This is a genomic window from Hyphococcus flavus (assembly GCF_028748065.1).
Lineage (GTDB): Bacteria > Pseudomonadota > Alphaproteobacteria > Caulobacterales > Parvularculaceae > Hyphococcus > Hyphococcus flavus.
The window spans coordinates 2,167,224-2,193,381 of the sequence record NZ_CP118166.1 but is presented as its reverse complement, the minus strand read 5'-3'; the positions used below and the strand labels follow the sequence as shown (position 1 = coordinate 2,193,381).

Sequence of the window (26,158 nt, the reverse complement as noted above, 5' to 3'; positions counted from 1 at the left end):
TTTGCTTTCGACCGAACACGGGGGCCTATTCCTCCTGGTTTCAGCGGCTGTTGACCTGCTCTGTTCCGGCTGACTGGCTAGCCGTTAGCTGAGAACCTGTCAGTTGAGCCATAGCCATGGCGTTGAGAATGGTGTTGTCGGGCTCGCTCCCAGCATCTTCTCCGGCGTCTTCAAGCCCAAACGCCAAAGCAAACTCTCGCACACCCATCAACTGATCGCCTGTGGACGGCCTGAGATCTGTTTTTGTATCGGCAATCCTTGCAAGCCGTTCCGGATTTTCGAGATAAGCTATCTCGGCGCGCAACATCTGAATGGAGCGAATTTCTTCAACCTGGCTCGTCTCGATCCGATCTATTTCTTCACGCAACTCCCGTACAGAAACTTCCGCACGGTATCGCCCAAACGCCGCCGCTGCTAAAATAATGCATAAAAATATAGTTGAAATACGGATCATTTATATCCCTCCCGTCATGAACGATAATTCTTTTAAGCGCGGCGCGCCAAGAGCGCTTGCATCAGCCGTTTGCGGGGGCGCATTAGTGCGTTCTGCTGCACGCAATTTCGCCGACCGTGCGCGCGGATTTTCCCCCGCCTCTTCCCGGCTCGCCGCAATCGCTTTGCTATAGAGCAGTGAAAACGCGGCCGGCTGCGATTCATCAGGCGGCAAATGCCGCGATTTCGTTTTGCGCATCTCACCGCTAACAAGAAACCTTTTCACGATGCGGTCTTCAAGCGAATGAAACGTCACGGCGACAAGCCGTCCTGCCGGTCGCAACAGCCGTTCCGCCGCACGAAGCCCGGCAACAAGCTGGCCAAGTTCATCATTGACGAATATCCGCAACGCTTGGAAGACGCGCGTCGCGGGATGAATTTTCTGACGCACTGCTGCAGGAGTCGCGGCTTCAACAATTCCGGCAAGATGGCTGGTGGTCTCTATCGGCCCTTTGTCGCGGGCCTTGATAACGGCTCTGGCAAGCTGGCCGGCGCGTTTTTCCTCGCCATAAGCGCGAAAGATTGCTGCGAGATCCTTCGCATCTGCTTTCGCGATAACGTCACTGGCATCAGGCTTGCCGCCATCCATCCGCATGGATAAAGGGCCGTCGTGACGGAAAGAAAACCCGCGTTCCGCCTCGTCTAGGTGCATTGAAGAAACGCCGAGATCGAACACAACGCCATCGACGACTTCAACGCCTTGCTCTTCAAGCGCCTCTCGCATTTCAGCAAACGGCCGGTTGATGAGAAACAGGCGCCCGGCAAATTGCGTCGCCCATTCTTTTGCACGTTCAATTGCGGTCGGATCGCGATCAAATCCGTAAACGGTGCAATCGGCCGCATTCAATATTGCGCGCGAGTAGCCGCCAGCGCCGAAAGTCGCATCAACGTAAACACCGCCTTCTTTCGGCGCTAACGCGGCCAGCACCTCTTTCAGCATGACAGGTGTATGTACTGCCTGGTTCATGCGCTGCCCCCGTTAGGGGTCGGGTTGCGTAGAGAGAGGCGCGCATCGCTGGCGATTTTTTTCGCCTCGCCGAGCGCCGCTTCAAAAATGTCCGGGTTCCATATCTGAAACGAGCGCACGTGACCGGCGAACAGCGCCTCGCCATTAAGTTTCGCATGTTCTCGCAATGGTTCGGGTAAATTGATCCGCCCCTCTTTGTCGGGAGAGAGCGGCGTCATCTGCGTGGCGATGGTGCGTTCGAGACTGATGCGCTTCGGAGAGAACGGATCGAGCTGGTCAATCATCTCCATCAGATTGTCGATGTAGTCGCCGCCGCCGCATTCGATACAGGGCTCTTCTGTGGACGGTATGCAATAAACGACATTTTCTTCGGGCAGGTTGAGCGCACGGCGAAACAGCGCCGGCGTCGCCAGCCGCCCCTTCGCATCAATCTTATTGACATAGGACCCAAAAAACCGGGCCCCGGTCACGCGCCGCATGCCGCATCCTCCGCCGCGGCGCCGATCCGGCTGGTTTCAGCCGGGCGCACGCCGCCCCTTACCCGTTCAAAATTGGGTTAACATGGGATAGCATGGGAATTTATGGGCGGTCAAAGGTTGATTCGCCCAAATGCGCTCTTTTTTCTGACTGATTACGGAACAGAAATGGAACATATCCGGTTCAGCCAGCCCAAGGTTCGCTCAGTCCATTCTCAAAAGCTGGGCGTTAAAAAATCGTGAACATGAACGTTGCTGAGGTTCAGGCTGTTTTTCGAACGGCTTGCTGGAGCGGGACAACATGCGAACCGCCATTGGGACTGATAAGCCCGTCGAGCCGTATTGCTTCGCCCTGAACGACGGCGAGCTTTTCCCGGATCGCATCACCGCTGCGATCGAGCGAATTCAACAGTCGCCGCAAGGCCGTCTGGCGCTCAAGACCCGCCTCGCCCTGTTGCAGGCACGCCTCCAGTGAACGATCCGCCGCCGCCCTCGCCGCCTTGATGTCATCAAGATCCGCCCGCAACGACTGACGCTCCTCGCGCGCCAGCTTCAACAAGCGCGAAAGGCCGTGGCGCTGCCCCAAGGAAATATCAAGGCCCGCACAACGATCTTGAGTCCAGTTTTCGTATGCATGCTCATCCATCAAGCGAACTCCGGTTTGGTTGCAAACGTCCTTTCGCAGCTTAACCTCTGTTTCGGTCCCGATACGGATTAAAACCGTTTCACTCCCGTCACCGTTCAGCGGCGCTTTCTTAATCAACATGCTTAACGCCAGACCGATTAAGCACTCGTAAACTGGTGAACTGATTTAACTTTCAAAAAAATCCATATGCTTAATGACATGGCCTGCAAATCACGGAATTACTGGGCTCACCCGGTAAGGAGTGTTTGCGGGCGATTAAAGCAAGACCCCAAAAGCCGCCAAAGCCGTTCATGTTGTTAACCATTATGAAAGCTTATGGTCGTTAGCTATTAGCGACAAAGATGAAGAGCGCGGAAAGTTTCGAGGGGAACGACGCGCCGAACAGGAGACTGAACATGCGGGTTTTGCTGATCGAAGACGACGGCGCCACGGCACAGAGCATCGAGTTGATGCTGAAGTCGGACGGGTTCAATGTGTACACCACCGACCTTGGCGAAGAGGGCGTCGATCTGGGCAAGGTATATGATTATGACATCATCTTGCTCGACCTGAACCTGCCGGACATGACCGGTTTTGACGTATTAAAGACATTGCGCGTTTCGAAAGTGAATACGCCGATCCTCATTCTCACGGGCCAGGGCGACATCGAAACCAAAGTGCGCGGCCTCGGCTTCGGCGCTGACGATTACATGACTAAACCATTCCACAAGGACGAGCTGGTTGCACGCATTCACGCCATCGTCCGCCGTTCAAAAGGTCACTCACAGTCAGTGATTACAACTGGCAAGCTGGTTGTAAATCTCGACGCAAAGACAGTGGAAGTCGCCGGCCAGCGCGTCCACCTCACCGGCAAGGAATATCAGATGCTGGAGCTGTTATCGCTCCGCAAGGGCACGACGCTCACGAAAGAGATGTTCCTGAACCACCTTTATGGCGGCATGGATGAACCGGAACTGAAAATCATTGACGTCTTTATTTGTAAGCTGCGCAAGAAACTTGCCGCCGCGACACAGGGCGAACATTACATCGAAACTGTCTGGGGCCGCGGCTATGTGCTTCGCGACCCGCAGGAGGAAAAAGCCGCCGAAGTGGCTTAAGAGCTAAACCGACCGACGCTACACTTGCACATCTGAAAAAACGCCCTGGAGAACCCGGGGCGTTTTTTTTACGCAGCAGTGACCGCACCTTCCATGGCGAGCACCGCTTTCTTGCGCGCAACGCCCCAGCGGTAGTTGTGAATGACGCCGGAAGAAAGAATGACCCGGTGACAGGGAATGAGAACGGAAATGAGGTTGGCGCCGACAGCCGAGCCGACCGCGCGATTCGCCCGTGGCGACCCGATTTCTCTTGCGATGTCGCCATAGGTTGCGCATCCGCCATAGGGAATTTTTAAAAGGGCTTCCCAGACTTTCAGTTGAAAGTTTGTACCCCTAACATGCAGACGTAATGGTTCGTCGGTTTTTCGGTTAAGGGCGAATGCAAAAGCGCGCGCCGCCAAAGGCGCGACTAATCCTTCGTCCTCGATAAATTCCGCCGCCGACCAGTCATGTTTCATTTCGGCAAGATGCAATACGTCCCCGCCCTCTTCGGCGAAACTCATCCAGCACACGCCCTTGTCCGTCGCAGCAATCAGCACGCGGCCGAGCGGTCCTTCGATAAACGCATGACGTATGACGAGCCCTGCGCCTTTTCGGCGATAGTCGCCAGGCGTCATCGCTTCCGACGCCAGAAAAAGATCATGTAATCGCGACGAGCCCGAAAGCCCTGCTGAAAGCGACGCAGACAGAACATCTTCGCCACTCGACATGGCGCGCTTTGCTTCTTGCGCCGCAAGATATTGCAGAAACCGTTTCGGCGATACGCCGGCGCCGGCTTTAAAGACACGCTGGAAATGCGCTGGCGACAAGCCCACATGGGCGGCGACATCTTCCAATCCCGGCTGATCCTCCGCATGCGCAGTGAGGAAATCAATGGCGCGTCCAACCGGTGCGTAACCATCGAGCCGTTTAGCGCTTATGGGCGCAATGTTTGTGATCTGGGTCATAGCGTTCATAAGGTTTTGTTTAGACATAGCCGCGCCCGATAACACCCGAAACTTGCTGAAAAGCATCACCGCTTTACGCCGTATTAACCCTAATCAGGCGTAAATGCATTTGGAACAATTTTCAGGGGATCACCATGCAGGATCTTCAATACATTATCGGCATTGGCTTTTCGGGCGCGGACTTGCCTCGCGCAATTATTCTGGCGTTTCTGTTCGCCATGTTCGCAAAGGGCGAATCCAATCTCTGGAAGGTCGGCCTTCTGGCGCTTCTGATCGACCGCACCGTATGGCCGATTGCGGCCATGGGCTCCTCCGGCGCTGAGATCCAGTCGATTTACGCCGCGATCGGCGGGATGGCCAAAAGCTTCACCGATGATCTTGGTATTTACATCGTACGCTATATCGGCCTTGTGCTGATGATTGGCGGCTTCCGCTGGATGCGTTCAGCGATCCACGGTATCCCGGGCAAAGCCGCTGCAGCTTAATCACTCTCTAAAGCAGCCCAAGACTGCCAACTTGGATAAACTAAAGCGCGGCCATAGGGTCGCGCTTTTTTCATGCATCTTTTAAGACGCTAGTCGCGGAAATTCTGGTACTGGAATGGCTGCTCCTGTTTCATTGCTTTTACAAAGGTAATGACTTCCTGCAGGTCATCGCGTTTCTTGCCTGTCACGCGTAAAGCATCACCCTGAATGGCGACTTGCACCTTAAATTTCTCTCCCTTAATCGCTTTGACAATCTTCTTGGCAAGTTCTTTGTCGATGCCTTGCTTGATCAAGACGCGTTGCCGGACGGCCTGGCCGGCTGCCGGTTCTTCTTTTTGATAATCGAGCGAGCCAGGTTCAATTCCACGCTTTTGCATATTGCCCTGCAGGATTTCGTGCATCTGACGAAGCTTCAGATCGTCATCGGCAAAGATTGTGATCACGCCCTCTTTAAGCTCGACAGTCGATTTCGATCCCTTGAAATCATAACGCGTAGAAATTTCACGCGTGATATTCTGAATGGCGTTGTCGGCTTCGGACAGATCGACTTCAGAAACAATATCGAAAGACGGCATGTGAATTCTCCGTTGCGAAACTTCGTATAGATACGCGACTCTAAAATAAACGCCAGACGGTCTGTAAGCCGGGTTCTGTACGCCTTGCGGCGCGACGACCATTCCTCTAGGCGCGCCATTACTGGCGTGCTCAAGCAACCAACCCGGATAACTCAGCGCGAAGACACGCCTGCTTTTCAGCGCGTTATCCCTATTCGGTCTTGCTCCAGGCGGGGCTTGCCATGCCCGTCCCATTGCTGGTCCGGCGGTGCGCTCTTACCGCACCTTTTCACCCTTACCCCGAAACGGGGCGGTATATTCTCTGTGGCGCTTTCCCTCGGGTTACCCCGGCCGGGCGTTACCCGGCGCCTTGTCTCCATGGAGCCCGGACTTTCCTCCCGCGTCGCCCGGAGGCGATACCGGCGGCCGTCCGACCGTCTGGCGTTCGCCGATTTGAGGGCCAGAACGCGAAAGGTCAAGGCAGGCTCGCCAATAACATGGCTAACAAAGGCTTTCCGGAGTGGTTTGATCTGCGCTCAAGACAGTCAGCCGAAATTAGACTTACCGCTTTATGTCCTTAGTTGTTTTTCAACTGGACGACAAATGCGTAACCTTTTCCGCTCTAACACCGCCGCGATGTTCGCTCTGGGCGCCGGCGTCTCCATCTCCGTTATTCTGTTTCCGTGGCTTACCTTCATGACGGCCGCTGTCTGCTGGACCGCCATGCGGACACCTCAACCCATCGGGATCGGCGCCACGTTCAACATTTCGCCTGCAAAGGACTTGTCCAACGCCGCCTATGAGGGCCTCTGCGCAGCGGTCGCTCTGGTCTTTGGCGTAACACTGCTGTTCGAAGCTGTTACCGCACTTGCATAAATCATAACAACGATTGCGCCGTTACGATTAGTATCCGGCGACCGTGCCATCCTTGCGCATCTCCGTTGCACCCCAGTAAACCCCGGTCTCAGGATTGCGCATGATCGCCTGATAGCCGCCGAACATCACACCGTTCTCAACGACATTGACGTCATGGCCCATGGCCCGCAACGCATCAATCGTCGCTTCCGGCACGCCAGCCTCCACATTCAGAACGCCAAGCGCATTGTCAGGCGCCTCCCCTAACCGATCTGTCGATGCGCGCCCGCCGCTGTGATTAAGCCGCGCGGCGTCGCCGGCTTCCTGCAGATTCATGCCGTAGTCGAACAAATTAATCAGGATTTGCACATGGCCTTGCGGCTGCATGGCGCCGCCCATGAGACCGAAACTGATCAGCGGCGCGCCATCCTTTTTCACGAACGCCGGAATAATCGTGTGAAAGGGGCGCTTGCCGGGCGCGTAAACATTCGGATGGTCCGGATCGAGCGAATATAACTCGCCGCGATCCTGAAACATGAAACCAAGACCGTCGGCGACAAGCCCGGCCCCCATGCCGCGATAGTTCGACTGGATGAGCGAGACCATCATACCGTTTTTGTCGGCGACAGTGAGATAAGTCGTGTCGCCAGGCCCTTCGATCTTCGGATCACCGGGCGCAGGTTCTGGATTCGCTTTTTCCGGATCAATCAGCGCAAACCGTTCGCGGCCATATTCATCCGACAAGAGCCAGTCAACCGGGATTTCCGCGAAAGCCGGGTCGGCGTAAAAGCGTGCGACATCCTCAAACGCCAGCCGTTTTGCTTCGGTGATATAATGGTGCACTTCCGGACTGCCGCGATCCCATTGCGTCAGATCAACATTTTTCAAAATGTTGACCATCTGCAGGGCGGCGAACCCCTGCCCATTCGGCGGCAGCTCGCAAAGCTCGACGCCGTCCTTGTATTCCACGCAACCGGGTTCCACCCACTCGCTTTCATGGGCTGCAAAGTCTTCAAGTCTCAAATCGCCACCGATACGCTTGAAGTAGGCGTCCATGGCCCGCGCAATCTCGCCTTTGTAGAACGCATCGCGGCCCTTGCGGGCAATGATGTCATAAGTGTTGGCGAGATCGGGGTTTTTGAAAATCTCTCCCGTTTTCGGCGCTCCGTTGGCGAAGTATGTTTCCCGGGCGTTATCGAACTCACCAATCATGTCGAGGCGTTCCTCGAACCGGTCGAGATTCATCTGCAAGTAATAGGCGATCACCGGCGACACCGGAAAACCGTTTTCAGCATAGGAAATCGCCGGCGCCAGATTTTTCCGCATGGAAAGTTTTCCGAACCGTTCATGCATTTCGAACCAGCCATCGACAGCGCCCGGCACGGTAACGGGAAGGTGCCCGAATGGCGGCAATGAATCCGCATCGCCTAACGCACTAAGCAAATCTTCAAAACTGCGGCCCATGGGACTGCGCCCCGATGCGTTGAGCCCATAAAGCTTTTCCGTTTCCGGGTCCCAGATGATAGCGAAAAGATCGCCGCCGATGCCGTTGCCGGTCGGCTCCATCAGACCAAGCGTTGCATTCGCCGCGATAGCCGCATCCACTGCACTGCCGCCTTGCTTCAGGACATCGATTGCGACCTGGCTCGCCAGCGGATGGGCTGTCGCTGCCATGCCGTGTTCGGCAATTACCGGGCTTCTGGACCACGTCTCGCCCACTGGCCTGCCGCCGGGACCTATGTCTTGCGCGATCGCGATTGAAAAAGACGCCACTATTATCGCGGCAACACAATTAATCAGCTTACGGAACATAACGCCCCTCCATGGAATTTCGGCCATGTTAGGACGTGACGCGTTATCAATGCAACCGCGTTAAAGACCGCTAGCGTAGATCAACGCCGCCCGGGTTCTTGCATCAAATCCCTGCCCTAGCGACTGCGGGCAAAAACGCCGCTGAAAGGCGAGCAACCCCGCTGTATAATCCCCGAGATTGGCGTCGTAGCCGATATCAGAAAGTGCTTTCAGTGCTTCATCGAACGTCACGCCCTCGCCGTCTTTGGGATCTCCCTCAAACGGGGCCAGCGCCAGCCCTGCGTCAGCTAACTTTTTCCACGGAAATTTTTCACCGGGGTCTTCTTTACGGCGCGGCGCAACATCGGAATGGCCGACCACCCGCGCTGGCGAAATTTTATGGCGTGAGCATATGTCTTTCACCAATGCGATAACGGCTGTTACTTGAGCTTCGGGGAAGTCGCGATAGCCCCAGGCATGCCCCGGATTGACGATCTCAATACCGATGGAACGCGCATTGATGTCGATATCGCCGCGCCAGTAGGCAACGCCTGCGTGCCACGCTCGTTTCACTTCATCAACGAGGCGATAAATGTCGCCATTTTCTTCAACAAGGTAATGCGCGCTTACTTTCGCCTGCGGATCACAAAGTCTCTCTAGCGCTTCTTTTCCTGTGGGCATCCCCGTGTAATGAAGCACGACCGTGTCGATGTCGCGGCCGCGTTCATCAAAATTCGGAGAAGGCGCATCGATCAGCTTCATGGACTACCCAGGCGGTTCGGCAAGAACGCCAGTATGGGGCTGTTTCTTGATATTTCGCAAAAGCACGACCCCAACGCCGGCGATGGTCAGCAAACCGCCAACCGCCATTCTGGGTCCAAACGGATCGCCCAGCAAGGCGACCGAGAAAAACACGGCAAACATGGTGGTCAGCAACACGCTTGGCGCAACAACACTGACAGGCAGCCGATGCAGCAACCAGTAATAAGTTGAATGCCCGATAATCGACGCTGCGACTGCAGAATAAAGCACCGCCCCAGCGAACAGCCATTTATCGACGGCCTTGTACGCCTCCACCTGACCTGTTTCGAATATCGTGGTCATAATCGTCAGTCCGATCACGCCGACCAGCGAAAACCATGCAAGCAATTGATGCGGCGTAAAGGCCGTGGCGCGTTTCACCAGCACAGCGCCGATAGCCTCCGTAAACGCCGCCGCCGCAACAAGGCCCACACCGACGCCAATGCGCGTTTCCGGATCAGGCGACGACGGTCCCGCCGTCGCAATGATGGCGACGCCGGTGAAGGCAAGCGCCATACCCACCAGCCTGCGCCAACCGGGACGGTCGCCCAGAAAAATCATCGCCATAATGGTGGCGAACGGCACATGAAGTTCGATGGCGATGGCGGCGGCGGACGCCGGCGCCAGTTTGACGCCTGAAAACATAAAGGCGTAGTTGAAGACGCCGAAACAAAGACCGCCAAAAAGCACCCTCGCCATTTCACCGCGCCGCCATCTAAGGAACGGCGACAACAACAACGCCACAAGCGCAAGCCGGACCGCCGCGTAAAACATTGGCGGCACTTCGCCGACGATCAACTTGATTACGACAAAATGAAAACCCCAGACGAGGCACATCAAAAGGAGTGCGCTAATCTCGCGCAAAGTCATGGCTCACTCCTTTTATTGATTTACGGACGAAGTAGGTCTCGCGCTTACGATAGAATCGTCGCGCTCCGCAAACGAAAAAAACTATTTCAGGATTAAGGCCTAAACGCCCGCCTGCCGCCAGCGACGCGGCCCACCCTTATGCGAAAAATAACCCATCAAGGCTGTCACGGCGAGGATTACCGGCGCGGCCAGCGCAAATACAATGATGGCGGCGCAGGATAAAATGACGATGCATGCAAACAAAGCAGTTTCCATGACCCGGTTCAGGAGAGACGATCGCTCAGCCTCGTTAAATTCTGTTGTTTTAATGGTACTACCCAAACCGGATATCCTAACTCTACTATGACGCCATCAAACCAGACTGCACCCAGTGCGTCCAGCATGATTAACCTTTTCGTCTCCCTGAGCCTACTTGTAATCAGTTAATATCTGTTCATAGGCGGTATTGATCGCCGCCATTCGGCCTTCAGCAATCGTGACCAGATCGGAAGGCACGCCGCGCGCCATCAATGCGTCAGGATGATGATCTCTGGAGAGAGCGCGATATGCGGCCTTGACCTTATCGAGGCTCTCCCCCGGCTCGACCCCTATTATCAGGTACGGGTCGTCATCCGCCAGACCCAGATGCGCCGCCTTTAACCGGTGATACGCTGGCGCTGAAATGTTGAACGCCTTGGCCGCCTGTTCCAATAGCTCCAGCTCTCGCGGGTGCGCGACACCATCCGCTACCGCCACATGAAAGAGACAGTCGAGCACATCTTCGAGGACGACCGGCGAATCATCGAAAATCTTGGCCACTCTTTTTACGTATTCAGAAAAACCCGCCACGTCCTGTTGGGCAAGCTGATAGATCATCCGAACTTTGCCAGCTTCTTTTTCCGGAAAATGAAAATAATCCCGAAACGCGTCGATCTCGTCGTCGGTTACAATACCATCCGCTTTCGCCATTTTTGCTGAAAGCGCGATCAGGGCGATAGAGAACGCCGCCTCATCACGCCGACGGCGCTGGGTCGCAAGCGCATCCAGCAGCGTCCCAAGCGTACGTTTGTGCGCCTCGGCAAGGGTCGCTTCTATCCTGTCCCAAAAGCTCATTGATTGCCTCATAATCGGAGGCCGGGAAAATCGCCACCCGTTTTGGCGCCGCACCGCAAAAGCCCGGTATTAGCCTGGGGAAAAGTTGTTTGAAAATAATTTCGCTCAAACCAGCAAAGACTTATGACAGTCATGGCGCACCCCATGCGCTCTATGACTGATGCTACACTTTGCAAAACTGAAATTTCATCGACACAATTCCTACACACATTGAAAGCGTGACTTTGGTGCTGACGATCTGAACCGGAAAGGGCCAAGGATGGGGCAAACGTTTCAAGGGCTCGGCGTATTGGCGAGCGGGCTATGTTGCGGGGCGGCTTTCACCATTATCGCACTCGTAATCGCAGGCGTTTTTAACTAGTTCTCACGTGTTATGCGGCTTGACGCGACTGTTGCGCCGTCTTCGCCGCTGAACACATCCAGATTTTGACGGTCAGCTTCTGCTTGTCTGAAGCTGCGGGCGACATCGTTTCCGTCTGAACCAGCTTCAATCCAGCAGCGCCACACCACTCACGCACTTCATCATCGGAAAACCCTAAGCGGCGGTGGGCATGTTCTTCACGTAAGAATTCGAGCTCGTGCGGGGCAAAGTCAGAAACGACCAGCCGCCCTTGCGGTTTCAAAAGCCGCGCCGCCTCCACAACAGCCAGTCTGGGCTCGGCAAGGTAGTGCAGCACATGATGCAGGCAGACGATGTCGGCGCTCTGGCTTTCAAGCGGCAAGGCGAACAAGTCGCCGTGACGGGCCTGGGCATGGGTAATGCCCGCCTGATCGAGATTGGCGCGGGCAATCGCTAGCATTTCATGGGAAAGGTCGTAACCGATCGCTGATTTGTATAGATCAGCGAAAATCTCCAGCATGCGGCCGGTGCCGGTACCAAGGTCTACGAACAGATCGACCGTCTTCTCGCCCGCCAGCTCGATAATGCGCGACTCTATATCTTTTTCTGGCAAGTGCAGGCTCCGAAGGCGCCCCCACTCCTTTGCATTCTCCTCAAAGTATGACGCCGCCAGCGCGGCCCGCGCTTCGCGCGCCTGTAAAAAACGATCGCCATCACGGGTGAGAATTCGGTCATCGGCCTCGGCCAGTTCGTCCATAACATCGATAACCGCCTGTGCCGCCGCCTGATCACCGCTGCGATCCGCAAGCCGATAAAACATCCACGCCCCTTCGCGGTGACGTTCCACCAGCCCCGCATCTGCGAGAATTTTTAAATGACGGCTGACCCGAGGCTGGCTCTGCCCGAGGATGGCGGTGATTTCACTCACGGTCAGTTCACCGCGATGAAGCAGCGCCATGATGCGCAGGCGCGTTTCCTCGCCTATCGCCCGGAAAATATTGAGAGCTGCGTCCAGCGCCATGGGATGCCTTCAATTTAGCCTAATTAAACATAAAGATATCTTTATATGATGGCAATCAGCTCGGATTTGTCTAAATTCAGCCGAAAGCAAAGCGAGAAACAGCGGATTGTGAGTCAGGGTCGAATTCTTATATCTTGCCAATATGCTGGATGACGCTGGCGCATGTTTGTGAAGGGGATAGCCGCAGCCATGAAATATCTCATTTTGATCGCCGCCCTATGCTTGCCAATGGCTGGCCCGGCCCAGGCGCAACTCGTCGGCGCAGGTGAAGCCGAAGATGTCGCCCGCGAACTCGAAACGACCCAGATTGAAACGGGCGCCAGCGAGGCAGATCCATGGGAAGGTTTCAATCGCAAAATGTTCGCGGTGAACAACACGTTCGATCGTGCATTGATGGTTCCTGCCGCAAAGGCCTATCGCGCCGTCACCCACAAAAAGCAGCGTAAGGGCATTCGAAACTTTCTGGCTAACCTGCGCACGCCTGTCACGCTTGTGAACGATATCCTGCAGGGCGAATTCGGCCGCGCCGGTGAGACCGCCGGACGTTTTGTCATCAACTCAACCATCGGTTTCGGCGGCATGGGCGATCCGGCGGAACGACTTGGCATTGAGCAGCATTCGGAAGATTTCGGACAGACGCTTGCCGTGTGGGGCGTTGATTCCGGACCGTACGTTGTGCTGCCGTTTTTTGGGCCGAGCACTGTTCGCGACGGCCTGGGCTCCGCTGCCGATGTCGCGGCCGATCCGGCGATATGGATTCGTACCGAGCCGGCGCAATATTTCCGGTATTCGCGCACGGGTGCTAACTTATTATCGACACGCGAGCCGCTTATCGAACCGCTGGCGGATATCGAAGCAGACTCACTCGACTTTTATGCGTCGATACGGAGTTTCTACCTGCAATCGCGCAAACGGGAAATCGCAAACGGCCGGACCACCTTCGACGATTTGCCCGATATCGGCGAGTTCGAGGAATTTGACGAAGAACTCGAATAATCCAGCTTTTTAACGAAACCATCTCCTGATCGGAGGATCGCCATGCGTTACCAGTCACAACGCCGTTCTTTTCTGAAATACACCTTGGCTGCATCTGCTGCATTGTTTGCTATCGGGCAAACAACGGCGTTTGCCGATCAAGCGGCGGAAGATTTCGTGCAAGGCATTCTCGACGAGGCAGAACCAATCTTGGATGCGCCGACACAACAAGAACTCCTCGACGGGGTTGAAAACCTTGTCGCGCAATATGTAGACATGCGCCGCATCGGCCGCTTTGTTCTGGGGCAATACGCAAGGCAGATGACCGACGCTCAGGCGGAAGAATATTTTCCCCTGTTTCAGCAATACGCCACAATCATTTACCAGAATACGCTGTCCGATTACGAGGGCCAGCGCATTGTCGTTACCGGCTCCGTAGACAGGTCTGAACGCGACATCATCGTCAATTCGAAACTCGCCAACCCCGAACCAGGCGCCGCCTTCGCTAACGCCGTCATTCACTGGCGCGTTTACCGCGACCGGGACGGCAATATGAGCGTCGTTGACGCTGGCGCCGACAATGTCTGGCTCGCCATCGAACAGCGCAGCCAGTTTACGTCGCTCATCGCCAACAATGGCGGCGGAGCAGCCGGGATCGATGCGCTGATTGCGGAGATTAGATCGCGAGTCAACGAAGACTGATGGCGGAAAGGCATTGTAATCCTTTCAAGTGGCTTATGAAAAAGCCTCCGCTATTGCGGAGGCTTTTTCTACTTAGGACGGCCCGGACCCGGGCCGGATTAGCATATTCTATAGTTCGAACGCGAAGCCCGCATATACAAATCGCCCAACGGCGCTAACCGGGGTCTGCACTGAACCGATATCAGGTTCCTGATCGAACATGTTATTCACGCCGACATAAATCTCCGCATTATCACGAACCTCATAGCGAAGCTGAATGTCGTGAGTTGAAACTGCAGAAGTTTCAATCTCAGTAAACGGCACGAATGGGGGATTATCGACACCTGACGCTGCCGCATCAATTTCGTCAATTTCATCCCGGAAAGCGGCGCTGCGATACCGCCAACGATAGTTCGCGGAAAACTTATTGTAAAACCAAGTTAGATCAAGCGCGCCGATATGAACCGGAGCATCGTCACCCAGCAGCGTAGCCGTTTCATCACGCTCCTCGTCAGGTGTTTGTCCAGGCAAGCTGACAACATCGAGCCGTTCCAGATAGCTGCCGACATACCTCAGGTTGAACTGGCCAAGATTGCTCATCCCAATATCAGCCGGATCGAAGAAATAATTGACTTCATAGTCGATGCCAGAAGTTTCAAAAAACGCGACGTTTACCGGTATGACCTCAAGACCGTTCAGGCCGCCGTCCGAGCGACGTGAAATAAGATCGCAGAACGGGTTGTTGATCGAAGGCAAGTCAACGCATTGATCAACGATATCCTGACTTGCAGGCGGAATAATGCCGTCAGTAATTTCGATGTTGAAGTAGTCGGCGGTAAGTGTGAGATTCTCAAACCATCGCGGTTGAAGCACGAAACCGACCGTAAAAGTTTTCGCCGTTTCCTCACTCAAGTCTGGGTTGCCGCCCTGCACGCCTTCGAACGTCGCGTTTAGTATGTCGTCACCCTGAAACGTCATGGGATCAACCCCAAGCGGCGTCAGAATTGTTGCGCAATTCATCGCACGCAAGCCGGGATCAGCGGCTTGCGGAATGTTATCGATATCGCATGGGTCATCCGGCAAGAAGAATGACTGATTCTGCGGATTGAACAGCTCCGCGATGTTCGGCGCGCGAACAGCCACGGCATAAGTTCCCCGAAAACGTATATCCTCAATCGGAGCCCAGATCGCGCCTGTCTGCCAGGCAAGGGTCGACCCTATCGTCGAATAGTCCGAGACACGGACTGCTGCATCGACTGATAACAAATTAGCCAGCGGCAGATCTTTCAATACAGGTACGCGGATTTCGGCAAATCCTTCAATAACATCATAGCCGCCAACGGTTGGGAAAAGCCTGTTCCCGAATGTGAGGCCTTCGGTATTGATGATTGGCGGAATATCTTCGCTTTGCTCGTCACGGTACTCGCCGCCGATGGCGAAACCAACCGGCCCGGCGGGAAGTTCGAAAACTCCGCCAGTATCCCCGCTGAAAACTCCGGTTATGACTGTTTGTTCGATTGTAGCCTCGCGAAGGCTGTCGTCATTGACGAAGTCAATTGCGGCTTGGGATGCGTTGCCTAAGCCAAAAAGGTTCAACGGCTGACAACCACTATTAGGGCCTGGCGTGAAGAACGAAGTGGTGCCGTAATTATCCGGCGTCACAGTCGTGTTGAAAGCGTCAAAGAAGCCAAGAAATCCAAACCCGCCCGGGAAAGGAATCTGGGGCGGCAAGGCGTCAGGGTCCAGGTTTGACCGGCAGGTCGGCTGCCCCGTTCCAGGATCAATCACCGCGTCCATTGCTGCGTAAAAACGGTCGAGAACCAGGTTATTCTCGGCGATGAACCGTTCATCCGTGCGTCCATAAACGAATGAAAGGTCCAAATTTAGATTTTTGAAGGTATCCGGGAAAGGGGTCGTCTCAACACCGGCGGCTACGCGATAAGTTCGGCGGCGAATATCTTCGGTGCGGCGGCCAAGCTCGAACGTATCGTGAGAGATAAATACGAAGTCGGCGCCTGCGGAATTCGCCGCGTCCGCAATTACATCCGGGACGAATGGGTTTTCAGCGACGTTGATCGGAATCAAATCGCTAAACGCCGGATTGCCCGAATTGAAAGAAGAGACTTGCGCGAATTTTAACTCCAGAAAGCCGGTGACATTCGGGTTAAACTCGTACCGTGTGTTCACATTGCCGACAAAGCGCTCGATGTCACCCGTCAAACTTTCCTGAAAATCGGATATGCGTGTGGAACTGCCGCCAATCGAGTTCCGGAAAGTAATGACCTCCCCTTGATCGTAAGGATCGCCATCGCCCTCAAAATCAAACAACAGGTCGAAACCGTCGAAAAAGTCGATAGCGACGCCGCCCTCGGGACTCGCGAATCGAATAGTCGCATCCTGAAAGAAAACCTGGCGCCGGCGGTCCGCACTACCTTCGAGAGCGAAATCCGGATTATCCAGTAAGGAAAAGAGTCCATCGCTCGCAAAATCGCGATCGGAATTATTTAAGCCTTCTTCCTTTGAATATTCAAAGGAAACAACGACATTGCCTCTGTCGTCCATGAAGTTTTTACCGGCCGTAACGCTGGCGAGGTATGTCGCGGCGTCGCCGTGATCCGGCGTCAGGCCGCCCTGGGCGCGAACTGAAAGCCCTTCAAAATCGTCTTTCAAGATGAAATTAACGGCGCCGGTTACGGCGTCCGCGCCGTAAATTGAAGAAGCACCGCCAGTGAGGACATCCACACGCTCAATGAGATCGATAGGAATGGTATTCGTATCGACTGACGTGGTGGCACCTGAACCGCCAACATGGCGGCGCCCGTTGACGAGTGTTAGCGTTCGGTTAGTACCTAAATTGCGCAGGTTCAAGAGGGTCAAGCCTGTCGAACCAATGCCGCCAGCAATCGCGTCGTCATTATCTGTTGACCCTACAAGCGCTGGCACTTCGTTCAAAATATCAACAATACTTAATTCACCGGAGCGCTGAATATTTTCCGCGCCTATGCTTGTGATCGGCGACGGTGCTTCCAGCGCCGGACGTTCAATCCGGGTGCCCGTAACAACGATTGTATCTTCGTCATCTGCCGTTTCGTCCTGTGCGTAAACAGGGCTTGCCAAGATCATGGCGCTGGCGGATGCAGTTGTGAGAAGCGCAGCCAAAGAGCTACGCACCAATTTCTGAGACATGAGGAGCCCCCTCCTTCGGGTGATTTCTATACGTTTGCAGGGGCGGCACATCGCCAGCTTCAGCCAACGCGTTATTCCGCACCCTTGTTTCAGCATATTACATTTTCAAATATTCTTTACAATTTGAATTAGTATTTGTATCGTTCACATTGCATTGATTGCAAATGTTGCCGCAAAGCAACATTTTCTGGTGTGCTTGGAAACACAAAAAAGCCCGCGTCACTTGTGGCGGCGCGGGCTATGCGTGCTGAAGTATTCAGTCTAATGATGAATGCTAGACCCCTATAGCCTTGGCAGCCACATCCCCATTGTTGCGGCAAAGACACCGGCGCCGGTCACGCCGGTCGCCACAAGAACGATCAGCGCTGCGGTAAATTTTGACGCCGCGCTATCATGATCCTGCGCATAAAAATAAAGCTGAAGAACGCCAAGCGGAATAAACATCTGCCCGAAATACATGACTGTTAAGGCAGGCCCCTCAAATGTCTCCGGATTAATGCCGATGCCGCCCGTCGCCAGAAACCAGAACATGATGCCGATCCGGAAAAACCACACGGCGCTGACCACCATGAAAAGCCGCATGGCCCAGCGCCGGTGTCGGTCGAAGTCTCGCCGCAGAGCGAACCGCACGGCAATGGCGGCGAAACTCACGATCAGCACGGCATCGAGACTGATCGCAAGATGGCCGATGAGCCCTCCCGGCACGCCGCGGGTCCAAACAAGATAGAGCCCCGCGAAACTGGTGATGATCGCGGTCGTTAAATAAGTGCGGCCTAACATCCGGTGAAATTTCGGAAACCGGTTCCTGATTTGCGGCGTGAGTTGCAGCGGTCCGCCGCCGATGATGATGATGGCGATCAGCACATGAAAGGCGATAGCCAGATTTCCAAGAGGGTCGCCCGGTACATATCCATCCGGCAAGGCCGTCTCTTCCAGGCCAGGCAGGCCCTTTTTCGCCAAGATCGGAATGTAGGACGCCGCCACATAATAGACGAAAATCCACTGGCCGATGGCCGCTGTCAGAAACCACAAGATTCCTGACGCCCCCAATATTCGATCAGGCCATGGGGTTTGACCGTTTCGAGATGCATAAGCCGCGTTTTGCACTTTTCCGCTCCTTTTCTTCGGTTCCGGCGCCACGCGCATTCAAAAACGGCTTTTTTTCATGTGCTTAGCGATCCATTAGACCGCTTCATCGACGTGCCGGTTGAAATTGCGCAGCGCCTGAAGAAGAGTCCGGAATGGCGGGTGACGTCTCGCCGATTTGGAAAACGGCCAGTATTTTCGCCAATATTAAGGCGCGTGCTGCGGGAAAAGCGCGCTATGCTTCTCCGCTGGATAAGAACAAGGGCCTAAAACAGATGTCTCAGCTTTATCGTCAAAGTGCAGCGGGCGATGCGTTCAAACTGACAACGACAGCGATCACTGAGATGCTCAGCCGGAAATTTCGCAATATTGAACCAGCCGTTCTCTTCTGGTGGGTATTTGTCGGGTGCGTCGCCGCTTCCAACCTGGAACGGTATTTCGGCGATCACTTTGGACCGCTTAAATATGTTGTGACCATGGCTGGGTCCGCCGGCTGCGGCTGGATGTGGCTTTTCTCGCGATCCCTGTTCCGTCCCGCCAAAACAATAGAGCCATGGGCGCTGCTGACCGTCGGCGCAATTGTAACCGTCGAAACCTATTGGCATCTCACCAGCGGGCTATCGCCGGGCGGTCTAACAGGAGAATTTCGACGGATTGGTGAAAACGCGGCTTCGCTCGTTTGCATCGGCGCGATCTCGATGGTCTTCGTTGAAGCGCTGGCCGGATACAAAGCAACATTGTCAGCGCCCGAACGCCGATTCCGCCGGATATTCGCGGGCGTCTATGGCGGCATTATTGTTATCGCGCTTGTGTGGGTCAGCAACGCTGGCGACACAACACTCGCGGCGCGATGGGGCGACGCTACGCTGGTCGGCTGTTCCATCGCCGCCATATGTTTAAGTCGTCTCGCCCTAGCCTATCGCCAGCGGCACCCCTTGCTGACGGGAAACAGCCAGCCGAGATCAATACCGCGCGCCCAAAAACACGCGGGCGATGAACGTCTGGCGCAACGGATTCTGGGCGCCATCGAAGACGAGAGGGTTTTCACCACGCCGAATTTGAAGGTCGGAAAGTTCGCGGAAATGATCGGCGAAAACGACTATAAGGTGACACAATGCATTAGCGGTCGACTGCAATATCGAAACTTCAACCATTTCATAAACTCATACCGGATTGAGCATGCGAAACGCGCGCTGCTTGATCAGGAAAATGAACAGCTTCCCATCCTGTCCATTGCATTTGATTGCGGGTTCAGCTCAATCGGCCCGTTCAACCGGGCCTTTAAGCAACATGTGGCCATGACCCCACGCGAATACCGCGCCATGCACGCTCCGGAAATTCAACATACATAAAAAAGGCCGCCAGATGGCGGCCTTTTAAATTCGTTAAATTCATAAACCCTTATGACGAATAATATTCGACAACGAGGTTCGGCTCCATGGTGCACGGATACGGCACTTCTGCAAATTCCGGTACGCGCAAATAGGTTACCGCCATTTTTTTCGGATCGACTTCGAGATAATCAGGAATGTCGCGTTCAGCGCTCTGCAGGGCTTCGAGCACCAGCGCCATGTTCTTCGACTTTTCCTTGATCTCCACAACATCGCCCGGCTTCAGGCGAACCGAAGGTATGTTCGTTTTAACGCCATTCAGTTTCACATGGCCGTGGTTGATGAATTGGCGCGCAGCGAAAACCGTCGGTACGAATTTCGCGCGGTAGACAATCGCGTCGAGACGGCTTTCGAGAAGACCGATCAAATGCTCGGCGGTGTTGCCGCGGCGGCGGTCAGCTTCATTGTAAATCCGTTCAAAGTGCTTTTCGGAGATATTGCCATAATAGCCTTTGAGTTTCTGCTTCGCCATCAACTGCAGACCGAAGTCGGACAGTTTGCCCTTGCGGCGCTGGCCGTGCATGCCAGGTCCGTAATCGCGTTTGTTGATGGGTGATTTTGGCCGGCCCCAGACGTTTTCGCCAACCCGGCGGTCAAGCTTATGCTTGGCGCTGATGCGCTTAGACATTTTTCCTCACTTCCGGCGCGGCCCGGCGCGCGGGGCCCATCCCCGGCGCAATCTCAACGGCGGTCCACGCGCCTCCCGTTTGAAGATCAGGGGCTTTAATGGCGCGGCGCAGCAAAGTCAAACCCCTGGGGACGGACTCAGCCAAGAAAAAAGCCCGCCTGAAGCGGGCTTTTTCAAAACTCTCGCAAAATGGCTGTTAAGCCGGCTTTTTCTTACGGCTTGCAGCGCCGAGACCAGCAACGCCGGCGATCATCAGCCAGATAGCGCCCGGGACCGGAATTGGCGGCGTGTCGTCCATGGTTCCATAAAAACTTACGTGGGAAACAGCGGCGCTAATGCCCAAAACATCCAGATCAAAGGTGAACGAGCCAGAAACGCCGTCACCAAGCATATCCGAAACGATTTTCAGGATCGCAAACTCAGGGCCGCCTTTAATGGCGACGTAGAGCGCTGAAAAACCTGAACCGGAGAAGTCGTAAGTCACAGTGCCTGCGCTGTCGCTGCCCATATCAAAATCAAGCATGTTAGGGCCGTTCGTGACATCGACGCCGTCATTCGCGACGTTCAGGCGTTCCAACTCGGTGAGTTGCGTGCCGACAATCGCTGAAATGGAAACATTTGCGCCGGGCAAGTCAAGCACGCCGACTGTGCCTGCCTGATCGTTGCCGTCGCAGACTGCAGTGACGCCAATCGTGCAAACCGTGAGACCGTCAGCGGTCAGGTCCGTCGCTGAAAGCGTCATCACGCCAGCAGAAGCCGTACCGGCTGCAAGAAGCGACGCCGTCGCCGCAAAAACCGAAATTGCTGACTTTTTCACAGCGGATTTAATAATTGAAAACATGGGTACTTCCCCTAAACGCAACGCCCACAACAGAATGGTAAAAGCATAGAATTTTCCCCAAAGCAATAAGATTATTGCAGTGGCGAAAAAAGCCTAAGAGGATTCAAATTCTGGTTGTAAAAACGTGAGTGAATTCGCGTAAAGCCGAGGCAGTCATCATTAGGCTGGAACTTTCATAACGTACTCTGATAGATCAGCAATCTTCATGTCTTTCAAATATCGCCGCACGGAATGAGGATAGAGCGTATAATTGCGCCCGTTCTCATCCACATACCAAGCACCGCACCCCGCCGCCCAGACCCGTTTTTGAAGATCGCCCTGGATCGTTGCATCAAAAGCCCTTGCCGCCTCAGCCGAAGGTTCAAGTTGCGCAACACGGCCTTGCCCGGCGCTCGCAGCCTGTTTGATCAGTTGAATGACGTAATTCACCTGTGCTTCGATCATCAAAATGACCGAGTTATGACCAAGGGCGGAATTCGGCCCCAGCAGCAAAAAAAAATTCGGAAATCCCGGCGCCATCACCGTCCGGTGCGCGGCGATCCCCTGCCGCCATGTATCTTTGAGACTGGCTCCCGAGGGGCCGGCGACGCTGATCGCATCCAGAATATCGAACGGCTTAAACCCGGTCGCGAGAATGACAACATCAGCCTCATGCAACTTGCCGTCTCTGGTAATGACGCCATGCTCCACAAAACCGTCTATCCCTTCCGTCACCAGATCTACATTCGGCTTTTGGATGGCGCGGAAGTAATCGTCTGAGATAAGAATGCGCTTGCAGCCGATAGGATAATCCGGCGTCAGTTTTGTTCGCAAAGCCGGGTCAGCGATAGAGTTTTCCAGATATTTTGCAAAACGATCACGCGTCATTTGCTTGATACGGTTCTCTTCTTTGTGGAAGGCGGGAAAGCGCCACTCAAGCACAGAGAAGTAAAACCCGCGATAGGCGCGCGCGAGCCATGGCGCAGCGCTGAACAAAGAACGCACCCATTTCGGATAGCCGTAGTCTTCCCGGGGAATAATCCAGTTCGGCGTACGCTGATAAACATCGAGGTGTGCAACGTCGTCAACGATCTCGGGAATGATCTGAATGGCGCTTGCCGCCGAACCGATGATGGCGACGCGTTTTCCCTTCAGGTCAACATTGTCGGGCCATTCGGCGGTGTGAAATACCGGGCCCTTAAAGGTGTCGACTCCTTTAAAATCCGGAATATTCGGTTTGTGTAGTCCGCCAAGACCACTGACGACAAAGTCGGCGCCTGCTGTTGATCCGTCCTTGAATGAGATCGTCCATTCGGCGCCGTCATGTTTGATCGCGCTGACTTCTTTGCCGAATGCAATAGACCGGTAGAGATCGAATTTTTCAGCGCAAGTTTTCATGTAATCGAGGATCTCAGGCCCTGAGGAGAAACGCCGCGTCCATTTGGGATTAGGGTCAAATGAAAAGGAATAAAGATGTGAAGGGACGTCACATGCGACACCGGGGTAACGGTTTTCACGCCAGGTGCCGCCTACCTCATCCGCCTTTTCGTATATCGTGAAGTTGTCAAAGCCTTCCTGACGCAGGCGGATCGCCATACCCATACCGGAAAAGCCAGCGCCGAGAATAGCAATGCGCGGCGAGGTTGTTTCTTTTCCGGTTTTTACGTCAGGCGCATCAATGCGCATGTCGTCGGGCATGCGGCCTCGTCATGAATATACATTCGACAAGACTGTGCCGCCTGTCGGTTAAAACAACAAGAACGCAAAGCAGCGGTTTAGAGCGCCTGTAACGCCGTCGCCAAAGCTTCAAGCCGTTGCTTGTACCCGTTCATATCCCGGATTGGCGCCTTGGCGACGCCGTCATCCATAGCCGCTTGCGCGACGGCGCCGGCAACCTCCGGCAACAGACGCGGGTCAAACGCTTTCGGCAAAATATAGCCTGGGCCGAAAGCGAAGTTTTCATCCGGGTAGGCGTTACGTACCGATTGCGGCGTTTCCATGCGTGCGACCGCGCCAATCGCACGGGCGGCGGCTGTCGTCATGCCCGGCGTCACCGTGCTCGCTGACACGTCGAGGGCGCCGCGGAACAGAAACGGAAAACACAGAACATTGTTCACCTGGTTCGGATAATCCGAACGCCCTGTGGCTATGATCGCGCCCGGCGCCGCATCAAGCGCATCCTCAGGCCAGATCTCCGGTTCAGGATTGGCCAGCGCAAAAATGATCGGGCTTTCCGCCATGGTTCGAACCATATCGGGCGTCAAAAGCCCGCGCCGCGAAACACCGAGGAAAAAGTCAGCGCCCTCAACAGCATCCGCGAGCGTTCGCTTGTCCGTCTTGACGGCATAATCGGCTTTTTTGCCGGTCATGCCTTTCTTACGGCCCTTGTAGACGACACCCATACTGTCCGTCAGCAGAATGTTTTCTTTTTGGGCGCCGCCAGCGACCAAAAGTTCGACACAGGCAATAGCCGCTGCGCCCGCGCCTGAAACAGCAATCTTTGTCTCGCTCAGCGCACGACCCGTCAGTTCCAGCGCATTTAAAAGTCCGGCAAGCACGCACACGCCTGTGCCATGCTGGTCGTCATGGAACACCGGTACTTTCGTGCGTTCACGCGCAAGACGCTCCACCTCGAAACACTGCGGCGCCTTGATATCTTCAAGATTAAATCCGCCGAACCCGGCCTGCACTTTCACGATCAAATCGGCGAGCTTGGCCGGATCGGTTTCATCAACACAAAGATCGATAGCATCGACGCCGGCAAATCGTTTGAAGAGCGCCGCTTTGCCCTCCATGACAGGCTTTGAGGCTTCGGCGCCGATATCGCCAAGTCCCAGAACAGCCGTGCCGTTTGTAACGATCGCTACAAGGTTTGCACGGTTCGTCAGTGTTCGTGATGCTGATGGGTCTCGCTCAATCTCCCGGCAGGCGGCCGCAACGCCGGGTGAATAGGCAAGCGATAAATCCCGCTGAGTCGACATGGGCTTTGTCGGAACGCATTCCATTTTACCGGCTGGCGCTGCGCGGTGATAATCGAGCGCTGCTTCATCCAGCGATCTTGATGGTGGCGCTTTTTCCTTCGCGCGCGCTTCATAGAGCGCGGCGTATGACGAGCGCCGTCCGCGCCGGATGGAATTGAACAATTTATTGAACATCTTCGCCCCGCCCCATCAACACCACTTGAGACGGCCCCAAACCGCCCGATCCCCTTCATGAGTATGCGCCAGCCAGTCCCGGACGGCTAGCCCGCGTGAACAACCTTTTCGCTTAAAGATTGGCGGACCGCCGCTTCATATTGGGCGCTAACCGGAATTTCTTTTCCATCTTCGAGGCAAACAGACTTTATAGCGCCGCCTTTCATAGTCGCCGCTGACACGCATTCAGGCCTGACAAAATGAGAGCGATGAACCCGGACGAGACCGTATGGCGCCAAACGTTCGGCAAGATCAGAAATAGAACCCCGATAAAGGTGCTCACCGCTGTTCACATAAAGGGCGACGTAATTGCCATGCGCCGAGCCTGCCGTCACGTTGCGGATAAGAACGTAGTCTTCCCTTCCCTGTGATCGAACGGCGATCCGTGCATCAAAATGATGCTGGATAGGTTGTGAAGGCGCTATGCTCTGGCGCGCCATAAGATACACGATCATAAAAATGAAAATATCAGATGACCAGGATAGGACGCGCGTACTCGACACGGCTTCAGCCGCGGTCATATTCATAATAGGCGCATAGATGAAAACAAAATACAAAAATATTGCGCCAAACGCAGCAGCGAACATCAGACTTGCGTCCAGCGCTTCCGCCATATGTGTCGGGTTTTTTACAGCTTGCTTGCGCGCAAGCACGAAAACAGCCGGTCCTAAAACAAGCCATGGCGCAAACCCAAGTCCATAATGCGTCAGCGCACGCCAGAATGTTCCGTCCATTCCTGCACGCATAGCGTCGACATAAGAAAAACCGCCAAACACGCTGACAAGCATACCCCAGGCAGCAAGCGTCACTGCCGCCAACGATAGTGCTTCAGAGTTTTCCGTAAACCTGTTGATCCTGATCACTGTGGCGCCGCCTCTGTTGTTTGTGCCCGTCAAACGCGGCGCTCAATCACCGCTGAAAAAGGCATACCACCTGCTAGTAAAATCGTCACTTACGCTGGAAACCGTTTGTCGTGTTTTTCAAACGGGTTGCAGCGCGGCAATAAACTTAGGAACGAATGGAAAAGGGCGTGAATGACGTATCCTTGTCATAGACATCGACGCCCTCAGCGCGCTTCAGCGCGCCGACAATGCGGTATGTGACGGGCGTCAGGAACGCTTCCCAGAGGACTTTAAGCAGATAGTTCGTAGCGAGCACCGTCAAGACCTGTGTGGTTGTCCAAACGCCGAGAAACGCAATCGGATAAAAAAGCAAACTGTCTACACCCTGTCCGACCACAGTGGAACCGATCGTCCGCTGCCACAGGTGCTTTCCGCCCGACGCGACTTTCATGCGCGCCATGACAAATGCATTTGAAAGTTCGCCAGCCCAGAATGCTATAATTGAGGCGAGAACAATTCGCGGCGTCAGCCCAAAAACTGCTTCATAAGCAGGCTGATCATTCCAACCGGGCGCTGGAGGCAGTTTGACGACGACCCAGGCCATGAACGCCATGAATAGCACAGCACCGAAACCGGCCCAGACGACGCGTCGTGCGCGGGCGTAGCCGTAGACTTCGGTCAGGACGTCGCCCAGCACATAGGAAAGCGGAAAGAACAGGATGCCGGCGCCGAACATTCCAACATTCCAGCTTCCAATATTGAACTCAAACAGTTGAACCAGCTTCGCGGCGCCAATCAGGTTGGAACAAACGAGAATGACCACGAACGCCGCCATGGCGAAGTCATAATATTTGAATCGATGACTGCTGAGCGCATCGGCGTGGTCGATGCGCTCAATTTCTGGTTTCGCTGTCACGGGTT

At 54.7% G+C, this 26,158-nt stretch carries 26 protein-coding genes and 1 other RNA gene; 6 read left to right on the top strand and 21 right to left on the bottom strand.

Annotated elements, in window-relative coordinates:
• Positions 1 to 40: 40 nt before the first annotated feature.
• The 4 genes from ftsL to PUV54_RS10485 all read right to left on the bottom strand — a co-directional run bounded on the left by ftsL (position 41) and on the right by PUV54_RS10485 (position 2,701).
• Positions 41 to 454, bottom strand: a complete 414-nt coding sequence (gene ftsL, locus PUV54_RS10500; protein WP_274492188.1) for a cell division protein FtsL — start codon at positions 452 to 454, stop codon at positions 41 to 43.
• Positions 455 to 1,459, bottom strand: coding sequence for a 16S rRNA (cytosine(1402)-N(4))-methyltransferase RsmH (gene rsmH, locus PUV54_RS10495; protein ID WP_274492187.1), 1,005 nt, complete (start codon positions 1,457 to 1,459; stop codon positions 455 to 457). It abuts the gene before it with no gap.
• Positions 1,456 to 1,938 carry a division/cell wall cluster transcriptional repressor MraZ gene (locus PUV54_RS10490; RefSeq protein ID WP_274492186.1) on the bottom strand — a complete coding sequence of 161 codons (483 nt, stop codon included), beginning with the start codon at positions 1,936 to 1,938 and terminating at the stop codon, positions 1,456 to 1,458. The genes rsmH and PUV54_RS10490 overlap by 4 nt, the downstream gene beginning before the upstream one ends.
• A 259-nt stretch (positions 1,939 to 2,197) precedes the next feature.
• On the bottom strand, positions 2,198 to 2,701 hold the full coding sequence (locus PUV54_RS10485) for a hypothetical protein (protein ID WP_274492185.1): 504 nt from the start codon (positions 2,699 to 2,701) through the stop codon (positions 2,198 to 2,200).
• Positions 2,702 to 2,976: 275 nt separating this feature from the next.
• On the opposite strand from PUV54_RS10485, the gene ctrA reads away from it, so the two are divergent.
• Positions 2,977 to 3,678: a response regulator transcription factor CtrA gene (gene ctrA, locus PUV54_RS10480; protein ID WP_274495222.1), complete on the top strand. Its 702-nt coding sequence runs from the start codon at positions 2,977 to 2,979 to the stop codon at positions 3,676 to 3,678.
• Positions 3,679 to 3,746: 68 nt separating this feature from the next.
• On the opposite strand, the gene PUV54_RS10475 is transcribed toward ctrA, so the two are convergent.
• Positions 3,747 to 4,652, bottom strand: coding sequence for a methylated-DNA--[protein]-cysteine S-methyltransferase (locus PUV54_RS10475; protein WP_274492184.1), 906 nt, complete (start codon positions 4,650 to 4,652; stop codon positions 3,747 to 3,749).
• Between the two features lie 107 nt (positions 4,653 to 4,759).
• Between PUV54_RS10475 and PUV54_RS10470 the strand changes: the two genes are divergently transcribed.
• Positions 4,760 to 5,110 carry a hypothetical protein gene (locus PUV54_RS10470; protein WP_274492183.1) on the top strand — a complete coding sequence of 117 codons (351 nt, stop codon included), beginning with the start codon at positions 4,760 to 4,762 and terminating at the stop codon, positions 5,108 to 5,110.
• An 89-nt stretch (positions 5,111 to 5,199) separates the two neighbouring features.
• Here the strand turns inward: PUV54_RS10470 and PUV54_RS10465 are convergent, their stop codons facing one another.
• Both PUV54_RS10465 and rnpB read right to left on the bottom strand, forming a co-directional pair.
• Positions 5,200 to 5,685 carry a YajQ family cyclic di-GMP-binding protein gene (locus tag PUV54_RS10465; RefSeq protein ID WP_274492182.1) on the bottom strand — a complete coding sequence of 162 codons (486 nt, stop codon included), beginning with the start codon at positions 5,683 to 5,685 and terminating at the stop codon, positions 5,200 to 5,202.
• A gap of 48 nt (positions 5,686 to 5,733) precedes the next feature.
• Positions 5,734 to 6,106, bottom strand: an RNA gene (gene rnpB, locus PUV54_RS10460) — RNase P RNA component class A.
• A 161-nt stretch (positions 6,107 to 6,267) separates the two neighbouring features.
• Here rnpB and PUV54_RS10455 point away from each other — a divergent pair.
• Positions 6,268 to 6,540 carry a hypothetical protein gene (locus tag PUV54_RS10455; protein ID WP_274492181.1) on the top strand — a complete coding sequence of 91 codons (273 nt, stop codon included), beginning with the start codon at positions 6,268 to 6,270 and terminating at the stop codon, positions 6,538 to 6,540.
• Between the two features lie 27 nt (positions 6,541 to 6,567).
• Here PUV54_RS10455 and ggt read toward each other — a convergent pair whose 3' ends face one another.
• The 6 genes from ggt to PUV54_RS10425 all read right to left on the bottom strand — a co-directional run bounded on the left by ggt (position 6,568) and on the right by PUV54_RS10425 (position 12,434).
• Positions 6,568 to 8,331, bottom strand: coding sequence for a gamma-glutamyltransferase (gene ggt, locus PUV54_RS10450; protein ID WP_274492180.1), 1,764 nt, complete (start codon positions 8,329 to 8,331; stop codon positions 6,568 to 6,570).
• Positions 8,332 to 8,391: 60 nt separating this feature from the next.
• Positions 8,392 to 9,072 (bottom strand): N-acetylmuramoyl-L-alanine amidase, encoded by a 681-nt coding sequence (locus PUV54_RS10445; protein WP_274492179.1) that lies wholly within the window; start codon positions 9,070 to 9,072, stop codon positions 8,392 to 8,394.
• Between the two features lie 3 nt (positions 9,073 to 9,075).
• Positions 9,076 to 9,981 (bottom strand): DMT family transporter, encoded by a 906-nt coding sequence (locus tag PUV54_RS10440; RefSeq protein WP_274492178.1) that lies wholly within the window; start codon positions 9,979 to 9,981, stop codon positions 9,076 to 9,078.
• 99 nt (positions 9,982 to 10,080) lie between these two features.
• Positions 10,081 to 10,302, bottom strand: coding sequence for a hypothetical protein (locus tag PUV54_RS10435; RefSeq protein ID WP_274492177.1), 222 nt, complete (start codon positions 10,300 to 10,302; stop codon positions 10,081 to 10,083).
• Between the two features lie 87 nt (positions 10,303 to 10,389).
• Positions 10,390 to 11,073: a molecular chaperone DjiA gene (locus PUV54_RS10430; protein WP_274492176.1), complete on the bottom strand. Its 684-nt coding sequence runs from the start codon at positions 11,071 to 11,073 to the stop codon at positions 10,390 to 10,392.
• A 371-nt stretch (positions 11,074 to 11,444) separates the two neighbouring features.
• Complete coding sequence (locus tag PUV54_RS10425; protein ID WP_274492175.1) at positions 11,445 to 12,434, bottom strand: ArsR/SmtB family transcription factor; 990 nt, start codon at positions 12,432 to 12,434, stop codon at positions 11,445 to 11,447.
• Between the two features lie 189 nt (positions 12,435 to 12,623).
• Between PUV54_RS10425 and PUV54_RS10420 the strand changes: the two genes are divergently transcribed.
• Together PUV54_RS10420 and PUV54_RS10415 are read left to right on the top strand one after the other, a co-directional pair.
• Positions 12,624 to 13,430, top strand: coding sequence for an MlaA family lipoprotein (locus PUV54_RS10420; protein WP_274492174.1), 807 nt, complete (start codon positions 12,624 to 12,626; stop codon positions 13,428 to 13,430).
• Positions 13,431 to 13,472: 42 nt separating this feature from the next.
• Positions 13,473 to 14,111, top strand: a complete 639-nt coding sequence (locus PUV54_RS10415) for an MlaC/ttg2D family ABC transporter substrate-binding protein (RefSeq protein ID WP_274492173.1) — start codon at positions 13,473 to 13,475, stop codon at positions 14,109 to 14,111.
• 108 nt (positions 14,112 to 14,219) lie between these two features.
• Here the strand turns inward: PUV54_RS10415 and PUV54_RS10410 are convergent, their stop codons facing one another.
• Entirely contained in the window at positions 14,220 to 17,276 is a 3,057-nt protein-coding gene (locus PUV54_RS10410; RefSeq protein ID WP_274492172.1) for a TonB-dependent receptor domain-containing protein, read from the bottom strand.
• Between the two features lie 282 nt (positions 17,277 to 17,558).
• A complete protein-coding gene (locus PUV54_RS10405; protein WP_274492171.1) occupies positions 17,559 to 18,383 on the bottom strand; it encodes a DUF2306 domain-containing protein in 825 nt (274 codons plus the stop codon).
• Between the two features lie 134 nt (positions 18,384 to 18,517).
• Between PUV54_RS10405 and PUV54_RS10400 the strand changes: the two genes are divergently transcribed.
• Positions 18,518 to 19,714, top strand: a complete 1,197-nt coding sequence (locus PUV54_RS10400; RefSeq protein ID WP_274492170.1) for an AraC family transcriptional regulator — start codon at positions 18,518 to 18,520, stop codon at positions 19,712 to 19,714.
• A gap of 49 nt (positions 19,715 to 19,763) precedes the next feature.
• Here PUV54_RS10400 and rpsD read toward each other — a convergent pair whose 3' ends face one another.
• The 6 genes from rpsD to PUV54_RS10370 all read right to left on the bottom strand — a co-directional run bounded on the left by rpsD (position 19,764) and on the right by PUV54_RS10370 (position 26,153).
• Positions 19,764 to 20,381 carry a 30S ribosomal protein S4 gene (gene rpsD / locus PUV54_RS10395; RefSeq protein WP_274492169.1) on the bottom strand — a complete coding sequence of 206 codons (618 nt, stop codon included), beginning with the start codon at positions 20,379 to 20,381 and terminating at the stop codon, positions 19,764 to 19,766.
• A gap of 196 nt (positions 20,382 to 20,577) precedes the next feature.
• Positions 20,578 to 21,222, bottom strand: a complete 645-nt coding sequence (locus PUV54_RS10390; protein WP_274492168.1) for a VPLPA-CTERM sorting domain-containing protein — start codon at positions 21,220 to 21,222, stop codon at positions 20,578 to 20,580.
• 159 nt (positions 21,223 to 21,381) lie between these two features.
• Positions 21,382 to 22,899, bottom strand: coding sequence for a flavin-containing monooxygenase (locus tag PUV54_RS10385; protein WP_274492167.1), 1,518 nt, complete (start codon positions 22,897 to 22,899; stop codon positions 21,382 to 21,384).
• Positions 22,900 to 22,976: 77 nt separating this feature from the next.
• A complete protein-coding gene (locus PUV54_RS10380; protein ID WP_274492166.1) occupies positions 22,977 to 24,356 on the bottom strand; it encodes a malic enzyme-like NAD(P)-binding protein in 1,380 nt (459 codons plus the stop codon).
• 86 nt (positions 24,357 to 24,442) lie between these two features.
• A complete protein-coding gene (locus PUV54_RS10375; RefSeq protein ID WP_274492165.1) occupies positions 24,443 to 25,291 on the bottom strand; it encodes a LytR/AlgR family response regulator transcription factor in 849 nt (282 codons plus the stop codon).
• 112 nt (positions 25,292 to 25,403) lie between these two features.
• Entirely contained in the window at positions 25,404 to 26,153 is a 750-nt protein-coding gene (locus PUV54_RS10370; RefSeq protein ID WP_274492164.1) for a queuosine precursor transporter, read from the bottom strand.
• Positions 26,154 to 26,158: the final 5 nt, after the last annotated feature.